At 67.3% G+C, this 14,773-nt stretch carries 14 protein-coding genes; 8 read left to right on the top strand and 6 right to left on the bottom strand.

The features are described 5' to 3' along the window. Positions 1-3: 3 nt before the first annotated feature. On the top strand, positions 4-3,405 hold the full coding sequence (locus tag BLU74_RS00775; protein ID WP_089764064.1) for a DUF7967 family protein: 3,402 nt from the start codon (positions 4-6) through the stop codon (positions 3,403-3,405). 75 nt (positions 3,406-3,480) lie between these two features. Beyond that, positions 3,481-3,933: an MGMT family protein gene (locus BLU74_RS00770; protein WP_089764063.1), complete on the top strand. Its 453-nt coding sequence runs from the start codon at positions 3,481-3,483 to the stop codon at positions 3,931-3,933. Between the two features lie 23 nt (positions 3,934-3,956). Here the strand turns inward: BLU74_RS00770 and BLU74_RS00765 are convergent, their stop codons facing one another. The 4 genes from BLU74_RS00765 to lonB form a co-directional block, all read right to left on the bottom strand. Further along, complete coding sequence (locus BLU74_RS00765; protein ID WP_089764062.1) at positions 3,957-4,547, bottom strand: LamG domain-containing protein; 591 nt, start codon at positions 4,545-4,547, stop codon at positions 3,957-3,959. Positions 4,548-4,710: 163 nt separating this feature from the next. Continuing rightward, positions 4,711-5,058: a hypothetical protein gene (locus BLU74_RS00760; RefSeq protein WP_139175566.1), complete on the bottom strand. Its 348-nt coding sequence runs from the start codon at positions 5,056-5,058 to the stop codon at positions 4,711-4,713. An 87-nt stretch (positions 5,059-5,145) separates the two neighbouring features. Then, the gene (locus BLU74_RS00755) at positions 5,146-6,030 is read right to left on the bottom strand and encodes a CPBP family intramembrane glutamic endopeptidase (protein ID WP_089764057.1); all 885 of its coding nucleotides are present in this window, start codon (positions 6,028-6,030) and stop codon (positions 5,146-5,148) included. A 9-nt stretch (positions 6,031-6,039) separates the two neighbouring features. After that, complete coding sequence (gene lonB / locus BLU74_RS00750) at positions 6,040-8,208, bottom strand: ATP-dependent protease LonB (protein WP_089764055.1); 2,169 nt, start codon at positions 8,206-8,208, stop codon at positions 6,040-6,042. A 166-nt stretch (positions 8,209-8,374) separates the two neighbouring features. Here lonB and BLU74_RS00745 point away from each other — a divergent pair, with 166 nt between their 5' ends. From BLU74_RS00745 to BLU74_RS00735, 3 genes are all read left to right on the top strand, one after another. Next, positions 8,375-8,938 (top strand): nicotinamide-nucleotide adenylyltransferase, encoded by a 564-nt coding sequence (locus BLU74_RS00745; protein WP_089764053.1) that lies wholly within the window; start codon positions 8,375-8,377, stop codon positions 8,936-8,938. A 7-nt stretch (positions 8,939-8,945) separates the two neighbouring features. Then, entirely contained in the window at positions 8,946-9,758 is an 813-nt protein-coding gene (locus BLU74_RS00740) for an SAM hydrolase/SAM-dependent halogenase family protein (protein ID WP_089764051.1), read from the top strand. A 97-nt stretch (positions 9,759-9,855) separates the two neighbouring features. Further along, complete coding sequence (locus BLU74_RS00735) at positions 9,856-10,686, top strand: amidohydrolase family protein (RefSeq protein ID WP_089764050.1); 831 nt, start codon at positions 9,856-9,858, stop codon at positions 10,684-10,686. A gap of 26 nt (positions 10,687-10,712) precedes the next feature. On the opposite strand, the gene BLU74_RS00730 is transcribed toward BLU74_RS00735, so the two are convergent. Both BLU74_RS00730 and BLU74_RS00725 read right to left on the bottom strand, forming a co-directional pair. After that, on the bottom strand, positions 10,713-11,615 hold the full coding sequence (locus tag BLU74_RS00730) for a glycosyltransferase family 2 protein (protein WP_089764048.1): 903 nt from the start codon (positions 11,613-11,615) through the stop codon (positions 10,713-10,715). Between the two features lie 96 nt (positions 11,616-11,711). Beyond that, positions 11,712-12,446, bottom strand: coding sequence for a class I SAM-dependent methyltransferase (locus BLU74_RS00725; protein ID WP_089764046.1), 735 nt, complete (start codon positions 12,444-12,446; stop codon positions 11,712-11,714). A gap of 193 nt (positions 12,447-12,639) precedes the next feature. Between BLU74_RS00725 and BLU74_RS00720 the strand changes: the two genes are divergently transcribed. From BLU74_RS00720 to BLU74_RS00710, 3 genes are all read left to right on the top strand, one after another. Beyond that, entirely contained in the window at positions 12,640-12,912 is a 273-nt protein-coding gene (locus BLU74_RS00720; RefSeq protein WP_089764044.1) for a MarR family transcriptional regulator, read from the top strand. Positions 12,913-13,091: 179 nt separating this feature from the next. Then, the gene (locus BLU74_RS00715) at positions 13,092-13,895 is read left to right on the top strand and encodes an MBL fold metallo-hydrolase (RefSeq protein WP_245705694.1); all 804 of its coding nucleotides are present in this window, start codon (positions 13,092-13,094) and stop codon (positions 13,893-13,895) included. Positions 13,896-13,951: 56 nt separating this feature from the next. Then, positions 13,952-14,674 carry a YkgJ family cysteine cluster protein gene (locus BLU74_RS00710; RefSeq protein ID WP_089764042.1) on the top strand — a complete coding sequence of 241 codons (723 nt, stop codon included), beginning with the start codon at positions 13,952-13,954 and terminating at the stop codon, positions 14,672-14,674. The last annotated feature ends 99 nt before the right edge of the window (positions 14,675-14,773 follow it).

Raw genomic sequence — 14,773 nt, 5'->3', positions numbered from 1 at the left:
TCTATGACGCTATCCGAGTTTCTGTCAACTGATTTTGATACCCGTGCGTTCTTAGAATTCACACAAGCACTGGTGGTTGCCGTCGACGCCGACGGTCACGTCGTGTTCGCGAATCAGGAGATGCGTTCGATGCTCGGATACGACCGCGAGGAACTCGTCGGGCGGGACTGGTTCGAGACCTGCGTTCCCGAGTCCGCTCGCGACGGCGTCCGGCAGACGTTCGAGCGAGTGATCGCGGGCGACCTCGCTGCCGACGTCGCACAGGAGTCCGAGAGCCCGGTACTGACGAACGCGGGTGAGGAGTACACCATCCAGTGGCGCAACACGCCGGTCCGGGACGACGACGGCTCGGTCACGGGGATGTTGAGCTCCGGGACGGATGTCACACAGCAGCGGGCACAGACGCGGCAACTGGCACAGAACCGCCGTCGCTACCGCACGCTCGTCGAGCAGTTCCCGAACGGCCTCGTCACGCTCTTCGACGAGGACCTCCGGTACCAGATCGTCGGCGGGAACGGCTTCGATCGGGTCCGACTCTCGCCATCGGACCTGGAGGGTGAGCGCCTCCAGGACGTGTTCCCGCCGGACGTGGTCCGCGAACTGGAACCGCACTACAGGAACGCGCTGGCGGGGACGTCGAGCGTCATCGAGCAGACGCTCGAAGGGCGGATCTTCCGCATCCGAACGGTCCCGGTCTACGAGGACGGAGCGGTCGTCGCGGGGATGACGATGTCCCAGGACATTACTGACCAGCGAGAGACCGAGCGGGAACTACGGGAGCGTGAACTCCGCCTCTCGCAGGCACAGGATATCGCCGACATCGGGAACTGGACGTTCGACCTCGAAACCAACTCCCTGAACTGGTCCGACGAGTGCTACCGCATCTTCGGTCTTTCTCCGGAAAAGGACATCACCTACGAACGGTTCCTCGAGTGCGTCCATCCCGAGGACCGTGCGACAGTCGACGAGCAGTGGACGCAGGCACTGGCGGGGGAACCGTACGACCTCGAACACCGCATCGTCGTCGACGGCGACGTCAAGTGGGTCCGCGAGCGTGCGGAAATTCAGCACGACGAGGATGGTGAGCCGTCGATAGCCCTCGGCATCGCCCAGGACATCACCGAGCGCAAAGCGCGCGAACAGGAACTCGAAGCCACGAAGCGGCGCTATCAGACGCTTCTCGAAACGGCCCCGAACCCGACCTTCGTCGTGGACCCAGAGACCGCGGAGATCCTCGAGACGAACGAGGCCGCCGAAGCGCTCCTCGGTCGCTCCCGCGACGAACTCGTCGGCCGCTCTCGGGAGGCGCTCATCGGACTGCACCAGACGGCACTTCACCCGTCGGAGGACCGCGAACGGTACCGAGCGCTGTTTCAACAGCACGCCCGCCCCGGTGATGTCCCCGACCGCTCCAAGGACCGTGACCCGCTCTATGTCACGACCGCCGATGGCGACCGGGTGCGGGTCGAGATCAACGTCTCGACCGTCGAGATCGACGGCCGGCGGCTGGTGATCGGCCACTTCAGAGACGTTTCCGAACGGTACGCGCGCGAACAGGAACTCCGCGCCGTCTGCCGCTCGATTCCCGGTCTCGCGATTATCTACGACGCCGAGGGTGTGTACCGCGAGGTGCTCTCCGAACAGCGGGAGTTGCTCGTCGATCCGCCCAGTGTGCTCGAGGGCACGCACGTCACCGAGGCGCTGCCGGAAGACGTCGCCGAACAGATCCTCGACGCGATCGAGGACGCGCTCGACACGGACGAGATACAGCGGCTCACCTACAGTCTCGAACTCGACGGCGAGACCGATCGGCGGTGGTTCGCCGCCCGCCTCACACCGTTACAAACGACCGGCTCCGACTCCGAAGACGTCCTCTTTCTGGCCCGGGAGATCACGGAATCCGAATACCGAAAGCGCAACCTCCGGAGCTTCAAGACCGCGGTCGAACAGGCCGGTCACGCCGTGCTCCTGACCGACGCAGACGGAGCGATCGAATACGTCAACCCCGCCTTCGAGGCAGTCACTGGCTACGAGGAATCCGAGGTCCTGGGTGAACAGCCGAGCGTTCTCCAGTCGGGCGAACACGACGAATCGTTCTACCGGGACCTCTGGGAGACGATCTCAGACGGCGAGGTCTGGGAGGGCGATCTGCTCAACGAACGAAAGGACGGCCAGCAGTACCACATCCATCAGACGATCGCGCCGATCACCGACGAAGACGGCACGATCGAGCGGTTCGTCGGCATCAACACCGACATCTCGGACCGAAAGCAGTACGAGCGGCAACTGGAACGGGAACACGAGCAGTTAGATCTGTTCGCGAGCACGGTCGCGCACACCCTCCGTAATCCGCTGGCGATCGCGCTCGGTAACGCCGAACTCGCCCTCGATTCGGACACGGGAGAGCCGCTGGAAGCGACGCTGGACGCCCTGGAGCGAATGGAGGCGATGATCGACGAGATCCTCACGCTCTCGAAGCAGGGCCGGACGGTCCAGGACCCCGAACCCATCCCGTTCGAGCGCGCGCTCCGGCGCGCGTGGGCGGAGGTCGACACGGGCGAAGCGACCCTCTCGATTCCGGACACGGCGGTGTCGTTCAGGATCACCGCCGACAGAGCGCGCTTTCGGAAACTGCTGGTGCACCTGCTTCGGAACGCCGTGGAACACGGGTCCGCCGACGCTGGCTCGGACGTGCAGGGCGAGGACTCGCCGACCGACCGCCAGGATCGCGCGTCGGCCGATCGGGCGGACGCGACGAACCGTTCCGACGCCAGCGTGCGGATCACCGCTGGCCGACTCTGCGGCGGCGAGGGGTTCTTCGTCGAAGACGACGGCTGCGGGATCGACGCCGAACCGACGAATCGAATCTTCAACACGGGGTTCAGTACTGTGGAGGACGGCGTCGGATTCGGGTTGACGATCGTCGAACAGATCGCCGCCGCCCACGGCTGGGACGTCTCGGTCGGCGAGTCCGCGGCGGGTGGGGCGCGCTTCGAGTTCCAGACAGCCCCGGTCCGTATCACCGAATCGGAAGAGTCGGCACCCACAGACACGACCAGAGTCCGCGGACTGAACGCGCACTGGAACCAATCGCCGCGTTTCATAGAGGGTAGCTCCGATGAGACCGAATGCGACCCCGACCGCGTCCGGGTGTGGCTGGTCGAGCGGACCTACCCGGAGGACGAGCGGAACCGGGTCCGTCTCACGTACGCCACGCCGGACGGCGAGCGGCGCTTCCGCAAGTCGCGGGAGCTGCGCTCGCCCACCAGTGCACACGAGACGACGGCAGCCGTCGACGTCGATCCCGACGCCCTCGTCCCCGTCAAGGACCCGACGCGTCGGACCCAGTACGCTGCCGAGGCGCGCCGGATGCGGACGTCGCACGCGCCGGACGAACTGATCTGACGGTCTGTCGCCCCGTTGCCGCTGGTCGCGGTGGACTCGTCAAGGTTCAAGCCTGCGGGCGCACAATCCGGGAATATGGATGTCGGCGTCTTCGCTCGCGAATCCGACCAGTTGACTCGAGCGGTCGAAATCGGGATCGCGAGCGGCCGCGTGATCAGCGTCTCGTTCCCCGAAACCCCGCCCGCGGACGCCGAAGCGGACCACCCTCTGCTCGATCGAGTGTCCGCCTACCTCGCCGGCGAACGCGACCACTTCGACGACGTCGACGTCGCGCTCACGGTCCCGACCGACCAGCGGAGCGTCCTCGAGGCGACTCGCAACGTCCCGCACGGTGAGACCGTCTCGCTCGATCGGGTCGTGCGGATGGCCGGCCTGGACCCCGACGAGCGTGCGGCTCTCGACACCGCTCGGACGGCGCTCTCGGAGAACCCCGTTCCCCTCTTCGTGCCGGATCACCGCGTGCGCGACGCCCCCGGGGGAGCCCCGCCGTCGGTGGCAGCGCGGCTGCGCGAGATCGAATCGGCCTGACGTCGGGCGCGAACGACCCTTCGCTATCGCTCGGCGATGTCGCTGATCTCTGCGGCACTCAACGCCCGGCGGTAAAACCGGTAATCGTCGACGCCGCCGTCGTACTCTTTCCAGCCGTCCGAGCCGTTGTTCCCGAACATCAGTACCGTCGTGTCCATCCCGGTCAGGTCGTCGGTGTACTCGATGTCGTACTCTTCGCTCCCGTCCAGATACAACCGCATCCGGTCTTCGGACTGCTCGTAGACGAACGCGACGTGGTGCCACTGCCCGTCGAGGACGTCCGTCTCGCTCTCGTTCATCGTGTTGTCGCCCGCCGTGAAGAGAAAGACCTCCCCGTCGGTGGTGCAGAACGTGCCGACCTGATCGCCGTTCTCGGAGGTGATCTTCCAGATCAGGTCGTCGTCCCACGTCGAACTCGTGCCGTCGTCTTGGATCCAATAGCAGAACGTCAGCGGTTCGTCGTCGGCGATCGGCGTGATGTCCGCGGAGGCGAACCCAGGCCAGAACGCGCCCTGTGACCCCTCCGGGCCGGAATCGTACGTGACGTCCGACCCCGAGAGATCGTAATCGCCGGTGGTGTCCGTCAGATCGCCCTCGAACCGATATCGCGCCACGAGCGCGTCGTCCCCCTCCGCGGTCGGCGTTGCGGTCGACGTGGGCGTGGCAGTGGTCGTTGCGGTGGCAGTCGTTGTCGGCGCCGCAGTGGTCGTTGCGGTGGTAGTCGCCGTCGCCGTCGCCGTTTCGGTGGCTGTGGGCGTCTCATACTGTCGGACAGAACTATGTGAAAATTATTGGCACCTCGTGGGTGCCAAAATGATTCACGAACTTCTGTCCGACAGTATCAGTTGCCGTCGGCGTCGACGTCGGTGCGCCCGTCTCGGTCGCGGCGTCCGCGGTTCCAGTCTCCACTTCCGAGGGCGAGGGCCGGGCCGTCTCCGCGGGCGTCTCGGTCGCTGCCGGCGTCGCTGTCGGTTCCTGTGTCCGTTCGGACTCCTCGGCCGGGTCGCCCACCTCGACCCGGACCGAGGGAATCTCGGCGGTGCAACCCGCCAATCCTGTCAGGGCACCTAGCATCGACATCGAACCCATCGTACGAAGCAACGTCCGCCGCTGTCTGTCGACCATCTCAACTGACCGTCACGCCCCTGCTATTTTTGTCCTTTGGGTGACACGGAACCGACGCGTGTTCGCACACGAACCCCTGCCCGACGCTCACGCCCCTTCGGGCGTCCACTCGACCCCCAATCCCTCGTGGACGACGAACTCCAAGGCGTTGATGAGGTAGTGCGCGACGATCACGGCGAGCAGGCTTCCGGTCACGACGAACGCCGCCGCGAGTACGGCCCCGAGAGCGCCGGTGACGAGCACGCCGAGTCGGCCCTGCGCTCCGTGCCCGAGCGCGAAGGCCGCCGAGGAGACGACCACCATCGTCCACGGCGAGACGCCGTAGCCCGCGGCGACGACGCCGACGAGCGCCCCCCTGAACAGCAGTTCCTCGAAGCCGGCGATGACCGGCAGCACGACGAGTAAGAGCACGATCCAGCCGCGCCGCGTCTCCGGTGCGAGTGCGCTCCGCAGTCGCTCCCCGTCGCCGACGCCGAGTCCCACGCGTGCTCCGACGGCCGCTCCGGCCTCGTTCGCGACGTAGAGGACCACGCCCAATCCGACACCGACCGCGGCGGCTCGCGGATCGAGCGGTCCGACGCCGAACGCCCGTGCGGGGATCTCGGCGTACCAGGCACCGACGAGCAGCAGGAGCGCGAACAGCCCCTGTGAGAACGCGACGTTCGCCAGGAGCGAGGCCGTCGAGAAGTCGGAGACGTCCTGTCCGTCCTCGGGGTCGGGTCGGACTCGCTCCGGACGGAACTCCACGCCCGACTTCGGGAGTGTGATGGTTTCGCCCTCGGTCTCGCCGTCGACCCGGTGGACGGTGTCGCTTGTCGGTTCCCCGAGTTCTTCGGCGGGCGCTGGGGATCGGTCGGCGTCGAGATCACGCGTCCCGGAATCGGTGAGGATGCTACTGGACGCGTGTGACAGCAAGAGAAGTGCCGCGGTGACGACGAACGCGAAGCCGGCGAACGTCGCCCACTCGGGCATTCGGATCGACTACTGCGGGCTCGGACTCGACGGCCCGGAGACGTTCTCGCCCTGCGGCTGCGAGAGCGCGGAGCCGGTGATGCTCTTGAGACGGGCGACGAGCGAGTCCTTCTCGGGTTCGCCCTCCAGCGCGATGTCGAGGACCTCGCTGATGTGCGAGACGGGGATGATCTCAACCATCTCCTCGTACTCTTCTTCGATCATCACGTCCTGCGTGTTCGCGGCCGGGATGATCACCCGGTCGCACCCGGACTTCGCGGCGGCCTCGATCTTGTGGGTGACGCCGCCGACGGGCAGGACGTCGCCGCGGACTGAGAGGCTCCCGGTCATCGCGAGCGACTGATCGACGCCGACGTCCTCCAGCGCGGAGATCACGGCTGCTGCGACCGTGATGGACGCGGAGTCGCCGTCGACGCCCTGTTGGCCGGCCTGGACGAACTGGATGTGGATGTCCTTCTCGGAGATGTTCTCGTCGGAGAACTTCTTGATGATCGCCGAGACGTTCGAGACGGCCTCCTGAGCCATCTCCTTCAACTGCCCGGTGGCGATGACCTCGCCGGGGCCCTGCGATGGCGTGACTTCGGCCATCACGGGGAGCATAATCCCGGAGTCTTCGCCCATCACGGCCAGCCCGTTGACACGGCCGACCTGATAGCCGTCCGAGACCTGCAGCTCGTAGTCCTTGCGACGCTCGATGTAGTCGTCGGCGAGCTGCTGCTCGATCGACCGGCTGCGGCCCTTCGCCTGCAGCACGTGATCGCGCGTGACGAAGTCGCTATCGTCGGCGCGGGCGATGTCGCCTGCGACCCGGACGAGCCCACCCAGGTTACGCAGTTTGAGCGTGAGGTGGCCCTTCCGGCCGGCGCGACGCCGCGCTTCGAGGATGACTTCCTCGATGGCCTCCGCGGAGTACTCCGGCAGCCGACCGTCCTTCGCGACCTCCTGGGCCACGAAGCGGGCGTACTTCCGGCGCATCTCGGGGGTGTCCTCGATGGTGTCGTCCATGTACACCTCGTACCCGTAGCCCTTGATCCGCGAGCGCAGGGCGGGGTGCATGTTCTCCATCGCGTCGAGGTTCCCCGCGGCGATCATGATGAAGTCCGTCGGGACGGGTTCGGTCTGGACCATCGCGCCCGAGGAGCGCTCGGACTGACCGGTGATGTGGAACTCGCCCTCCTGGATCGCCGTCATCAGATGCTGCTGGCTGCGGATGTCGAGCGTGTTGATCTCGTCGATGAACAGCACGCCCTTGTTCGCCTTGTGGATCGCGCCGGGTTCGACGCGGTCGTGACTCGGCGTCTCCATCCCGCCGGACTGGAACGGGTCGTGGCGGACGTCGCCGAGCAGTGCACCGGCGTGCGCGCCCGTCGCGTCCTCGAACCGCGCCGTCGTCGTGTCGGCGTTGTTGACGATGAGGTTCGGCACCATCGCGTCGCCGCCGCGGGAGCCGTAGCGGAACGCGAGGTAGATGACCCCGGCCGCGAGGATTCCCAGCAGGATCTGGCCGGCGATGATGAACGAGTACCCGATGACGATCGCGATGATGATCCACATCAGGAACGACCGCATCTGGTTCCGCTTGCGGGCCTCTTCTTTGTGGGCGTCGACGATCTGTTCACCCTTGCCGGCGGGGACAGTCCTCACCTTCGGATTGTTCCCGTCGTCCGGGTTGTGATAGACCAGGACGTCCTGGAGCTCTTCGGGCGGCAGCAGCTCGGACATCGCCTTCGCCAGCATCGACTTACCCGTCCCGGGCGAGCCGATCATCATCACGTGCCGCCGTTGCTTTGCGGCCTTCATCACGACGTCCCGAGCGTGCTCCTGGCCGATCACCTGATCGACGAGCCGGTCGGGCACGTCGATCTCGTCGGTGGAGTCGATCCGAAGCCCGCCGAGCAGGTCATCCTCGCCGACGTCGTCTGCGACCTCGGCATCGACCTCGACATCGCTCCCGAGGTCGTCGATGGTCCCGTTGGTGTCGCCGTCGGCGCCGGGGTGCCCGTTTCGCGAGCCGGACCGGTCGCCGGGGTCTTCGGGTCCGACGATGTCTGACGGGTCGTCGGGGATCCCCTCTGGGGCCCCGCCGCCGTCCTCAGCCGGGGGCGAATCGGGCCGCTCGTCGGTGACGCCGCCCTCCTCTTCGGGGGCGTTGTCGTCGGTTTCCGTGTCGTTACTCATAGAATTCTTCGCTACTTACTCTCAAGGCCGGGCGACTGATATACTTTCTCCTCGAATTCTCACACCCTAAAACGCGGATATCGGCACTTTAAGCTGTTTTATACGGCGTATTTCGACACCATTACATCTCGGGGTATTTATAAACGAAGAAACCGACAGGGGAGGTATGCGGGGGTTCTACATTGGCCGGTTTCAGCCCTACCATAACGGCCACCACCGGATGGTCGCAGAGATCGCGAGCGAGGTCGACGAACTCGTCCTCGGGATCGGATCAGCGAACGACTCACACAGTCCGCGGAACCCGTTCACTGCCGGCGAGCGCGTGATGATGGTCACGAAATCAGTCGTGGACCTCGACATCACGACCTACGTGGTCCCGATCGAAGACCTCGATCGCAACTCCGTCTGGGTGAGCCACGTCCAGAGTATGTCCCCGGCATTCGACGTCGCCTACTCGAACAACCCACTCGTGATTCAACTGTTCTCCGAGGCGGGCGTCGAGGTCCGGCAGTCGCCGATGTTCAACCGCGACGTACTGGAGGGCGCAGAACTCCGCGAGCGGATGATCAGCGGCGACGACTGGCGGGATCTCGTCCCGACGCCAGTCGTCGAGGTGATCGCGGAGATCAACGGCATCGAACGGATCCAGCGTGTCAGCGACACCGACTCGAACGGGGCGGACTCGACCCGCGCACACGCCGGCAGCGACGACACGAGCGATCCCGAGTGACACCCAGATGATCACCCTCGCATCTGACTTCGGGTCGCCCTACCCCGCGGCGATGAAGGGCGTCATCCTCCAGCGATCCGACGCGCGCCTCGTCGACGTCGCTCACGACCTCCCCCGTCAGGACGTCCGCGCCGCGGCCTTCTGGTGCCGCGAGACGCTCCCGTACTTCCCCCCCGCCGTCCACCTCGTCGTCGTCGACCCCGGAGTCGGCACCGACCGCGATGCCCTCGTCGTCCGGGCGGGCGAGCACGCCCTCGTGGCCCCCGACAACGGCGTGTTGCTGCCCGCCGCGCGCCGTCTGGCCGAGCGCGCGGCCGCGGACTCGGACGGCGACGTCCCGGTCGAGTGCTTCCGCTACGACTACGACGACCCCGCCTCCGCGACGTTCCACGGCCGCGACGTGTTCGCTCCGGCGGCCGCGGCAGTTCACGAAGCTGGCGTCGCCGAACTGGAGTCGCTGGACCCGATCGACCACCTCGAGTCGGTCCCGCCCGACGCATCGACCGACACAGTCGTCGACTGTCAGTTTCCCGAGCCCGCGGTGGATTCGGCGACAGCCCGCGGCGAAGTTCTGGTCGTCGATGACTTCGGCAACGTGATCACCAACATCCCGGGGGCGTTTCTCGACGACTGCGTCGGTGCGGACGTCGCGGTGAACGGGACGGCGGCGACGGCCGTCACCGCCTTCGACGACGTCGACGTCGGCGATCGGCTGGTGACCGTCGGTAGTCACGGATACGTCGAGTGCGACGTCAACCGGGGCCGCGGCGACGACGCGTTCGGACTCCACCCCGGCGACGACGTCGTCCTCGCCGTCTAACCGGTCGATCCCGGGGCGCACCCGTCCGGCTCCCGGGAGTCTCACTCCCGGCTCCGGTCGCCAAGGTATATTTGCGTCGCCGAGACAGTACTGGACGATGCTGGAGTTGAACCACGGGTTCAGGGTCGTCGACCTCCACGCGCGCTTGGATCCGAGCGACGAGGCGGAGGTCGCCACCCGCGGCCGGGAGACGACCCCCGACGCCCTCGAGCGCGAACTGCACCAGGCGGGCGTCGTCCGGGCGGTCGTCACGCCCGGCGACCGTCCGTCGGGCGAGGGCTATCTCCGTGCCAACAACGCCGTGGCGCGCCTGAGCGTCGACCGGCCCTTCCTCGCGTTTGCGCGGATCGACGGCCCGCGCGATCCGGGTTCCCGAGCGTCGGCTCGCTTGCGTAACCTCACCGCGTCCCGCGAGCCGCATCACGCCAGCCCCGAGGACGTCGAGCAGTACGCGTACGACGATCGCTTCCACGGGTTCTCGCTGGACCCGACGGCCGACGGCTTCCCGGACGACGCGACGCTCGATCAGCTCGAGGACGTCGGCCTCCCGCTCGTGGTCCACGGCGGGCAGGACTTCCCTCCCGAGGAGGTCGCCGAGGCGTTGCTCGACCGGGACCTCCCGGTCGTCCTCAGCGGCTTCGGCGGGTATCCCCTCGATCGGGAGTTGATGGACGCGGCGATCGATCTCCTCGACGACCACGACCGCCTGTATCTCGACACGCACCAGGTCCGGTTCCGCAGTGTGCTCGAGCGCGCGCTGCTCGAACACCCCGACCGCGTCCTGTTCGGCAGCGGGGCGCCGGAGATCCACCCGAGCGTCGGCGTGATGGAGATTCTGACGCTCGACGTTTCAGAGGACGCGATGCGGCGCGCGTTCTCGGCCAACGCCTCGCGAGTGGTCCCCGGACTGGCCCCCGGCGAATCGTAACCGACTCCGTGCAGACAGCGGGTGCCTCAGCGGCGGTCGTACTTCGCGACGGCCCGGTCGGCTCGCTTCGAGCAGCCGTGTGGGTTCCGCGATGGCGATCGATCGCGAGCGCGCGCGACGAGCCCGTCTGACCAGCCCGTTGCAACGCCGACGATGACGTTCCGGCCGTCGCCGACCCAGGCGGTTGGAGTTCCCTCGCCGGCGAGCACGTCGCGGGCGGCCGACAGTGCGTCAGAGCCGGCGTGTCCGGCGATCCGGCGGACGATGGTCGGCCGCACGCCGTAGTTCTTCACCAGCCGGTAGGCGAGCGCGCGGTACTTCCACCCCAGGTCGCGGTCGTCGACGCCGCCGTCGGCCTCGTACTCAGTCCGGACGCACATCTCTGATTCCCAGGCGACCTCGTGGCCGAGTCCGGCCAGCCGGTGGGCGGCGTCCCGGGCGCCGCCCGTCTCGAGGTACTCGTCGAAGCCGTCGAGTTCGTCGAGTACTGCCGTCCGGAAGGCGACGTTGCCCCCGTTGAAGTACGTCACGTCGCGTCCGCGGAGCTGTTGGGTTTCCGGTTCGGTCGTCGTCATCCCCGCTGGCAGCGTCTCGTGGACCGGCCCGGTCACGACCGGCGCACGGGCGAGCCCCGCTGTGACGGCGTCGACCCACGTCTCCTCGACCGCGAGGTCGTGGCGGAGCAACGCGACCGCGTCCCCGGAGGCCGCTCGAAGCCCCGCGTTTCGGGAGACGTTCAGCGTGCGGTCGGACACCTCCACGAGGACGTCGACGTCGTCCCGGTCGCGGACCATTCCGGTGGTCCCGTCGGCGGAGGGGCCGTTGACGACGACGATCTCGGCGCTGGGCGCGTTCGCGGCCAGCACGTCCAGCGTGGCCGCGAGGCGGTCCCGCCCGTTGAGAGTCGGGACGACGACCGAGAGTTCCATACCCGTCGGTTGCGACACGAGAACTTAAATGTCGCACCTCGAGACGACCGCGTCGCCGACGGGTCTACGTTCGCGCTCCGGGAGTCATCAGCCGAATTACTGGTCCGCGCCGTCGACGGTCGCGGTCCAGTACGAGACCGACGCGAGGGCGTCCCCCACGTCCCAGGGCCCGACGGCCGCTTCGCCGAGCGAGGTGTCGATGTCGCGGAACTGCTGGGCGACGCTGTTGGGGATCTTTCGGTAGAACCCGTAGGGCAGCAGGAAGTCGTGTTCGTCGTTCACCAGGCGGAGGCCCGCATCGTCGAGCAACCGGCCGACCTGGTCGGCGGAGTAGAGGTGTGAGCCCATCGGGAGCAGCCAGTTGTAGGCGACCCGTGTACTCCGTTCGTTGAACGTATCGAAGAAGACGAGATCCTTGGAGACGCGCGCCATCTCGGTGATGAACTTCGCCGGGGTCTCAGCGAGGTGGAAAAAGCGCATCGCGAAGACGACGTCGAAGTGGTCATCGGGGAACGGCAGCCGGGCGGCGTCGCCGCGGAGGAACTCGATGTGGTCGGCGACGCCCGCGTTCCGGGCCTTCTCGCGACCCTGTGCCAGCATCGCCGCGGAGATGTCGAGGCCGACGATGTTCGCCCCACGCTCGGCTAGCAGCGCCGTGAACCGTCCCGTCCCGCAGGCGATTTCGAGGATGTCTTTGCCGTCGACCGGGCCCAGCGCCTCGAGAACGGCCCGCTTCTCGCGGTCGTCGATGAGCCGCCCGCCACGGGAGAACCGTTTCGAGTCGTACTCCTGGGCCACGTCGTCGGCCTGGTACCACTCCTTTCCTTTCACGTTGTCTTCCCGTCCTCGCTCGTGGACTAAAACCGTACTGGAAGCGTATCGGCCTGCGCATCTCCACCCGTCCCCGCCCAGTCGGCGGATTCGGTCGGCTGCGACAACCGTCCTTATACGGATATAAGTTATACCGACTGTATTCACACACTTGTAGCCAACCTTTACCACGAAAAGATGTCTTCCTTTGTCTATGAGCACCAGTACCGCAGACCTCGATGGTGATGACCTCCTCTCGGAGTCGGAGTACCGCGATCGCCTTCGCGAACTCCCGCCGAGTGCGAAACTCGTCGCGAAGGTACTCGAGGGCGACGCGCCGCTGTCTCAGGGACAACTGGCCGAGGAGTCGCTCCTCCCGGATCGAACGGTTCGCTACGCGCTCAACCGGCTCGAAGAGGCCGACCTCGTCGGCTCCCGGTACAGCTTCAAGGACGCGCGGAAGCAGGTCTACTACCTCAACACGTAACCATCCGCCTGCTTCGATCCCCCGACGCCCGCGTCGCCAGCGGCGACTCACCACTGCGCCGGACAGTCGACGGCTGCATCGACGACGCTCCGCCCACCGGATGACTCGCACAACCGCGCCAGGCGTCGTGCTACCGCCCCAGAGCAACGGGTCCAGACTCTCCCGGAGGGCGAGTCACCGTGGCGACTGATCTCGACGGCGTGCTACCGGTTCGGCGCGTGTCGATCCCCGTCGACGCCCCAGTTCCGACCGGCTCGGTGAACGCCTACGTCGTCGGCGAGGAGCCCGCACTGCTCGTCGACCCGCAGCGACGCACCGAGGCGCTCGACGACGCCGTCGCCGAGGTGTCGGTCGACCACATCGCCGTCACCCACGCCCACCCCGACCACGTCGGGGCCGTCGCCGCCTACGCTGCGGAGACGGGTGCGACCGTCTGGTGTCGCCGCGGTCGTGAGGCCCGCTTCGCCGACGGGACCGGTATCGAGCCCGACCGGACGTTCGTCGAGGGCTCGGAACTCCCCGTTGGCGACGGCGTCGACGTCATCGACACCCCCGGGCACGCCCCCGACCACGTCGCGTTCGAGACTGCGGCCGGAACGCTCTGTGGCGACGTCGCGATCGGGCAGGGCAGCGTCGCCGTCGCGGCACCCGAAGGCGACGTCCGGGCGTATCTGGTCGCGCTTCGTCGACTCTACGCCCGGGACCCACCGGTGCTGTTCCCGGGACACGGGCCGGTGATCGAGAACCCGCGGGCGGTCTGTGAGCGGCTGCTCCGCCGGCGACTCGACCGCGAACGCGACGCGCTCGCCGCCGTCGAAGCGGGTGCCCGCGACGTCGACGCCGTCGTGGAGGCGGTCTACGACCGGGACCTCACCGGGATCCGCGGGTTCGCACGGGCGACGATGGTCGCCCACCTGGAGAAACTCGACGCCGCCCGGCGCGTGCGCTTCGACCGCGAGGCGGAGACGGTCGAGCCCTCCTGATACACCCGGGCTGTGCGACCGAGAGGACTTAGTCCGCGCCGCCCTGATCACGACGCGTGACCGACGCGCCGTCGCTGGAGACCGAACTCGAACGCGCCCGTGACCTGTCGGTGTCGGACCTCGCCGACGCCATCGAATCGATCGGCTTCGAGTGTACACGCTGCGGCGCGTGCTGCAAAGGCCACGAGCGCGAAGACGGTGCGGAGACGGAGCCGCACACTGCGACCGTGTTCCCCGACGAAGTCCGCGACCTGCAGGCGGCTGACGACGCCCCCGAGTCGGCGTCGGACTACGACTGGCGCGACGTCGCCCGGCCGATGCCGTACGGTCTCGACGACGGTGACGACGGCCCCACGGGCGAGACGTTCGAGTGGGCGCTCCAGACGGACGCCTGCGGCGACTGCGTCTTCTATGAGGAGGTCGGCGAGCGCGCAGACGGCACCGCGAAAGGAGCCTGTCAGGTCCACGAGGACCGCCCGCTCATCTGCGAGACGTACCCGTTCAGCGTCGCGCTCGGCGGGACCAGCCAGCCGATGGGCGAGGCGGTCGACGAGGCGGGGATGGTCCGCGCCCACGAGTGTGAGGGCCTCGGTCGCGACATCTCCCGCGCGGAGGCCGAAGAGCTGGCCTCGGCGCTCAAAACGCGGGCGATCCGTGAACTCGAGGAGGCGATCGGCGTCCGGGACAACTACGCGCCCACCGACGCCGACGGCGTGGTCGTCTACGACTCTGAGGGGCCGAAGCGCCCCGACGGTACGCCGGTGTCGGACGACGCGTGATTCGACGGCATCGCCTCCGTCCGTGCTCTCACTTCCGTGCATCCTCGCCTCCGTCCGCACTCTCGCTTCCGTCCGCCGTCTCCGATCGACAGTCGTCCC

Origin of the sequence: Halobellus clavatus (assembly GCF_900107195.1) — an archaeon.
Classification (GTDB): Archaea; Halobacteriota; Halobacteria; order Halobacteriales; family Haloferacaceae; genus Haloquadratum; species Haloquadratum clavatum.
The sequence above is the reverse complement of the archived record's forward strand: the minus strand, read 5'-3'. Positions and strand labels throughout refer to the sequence as shown.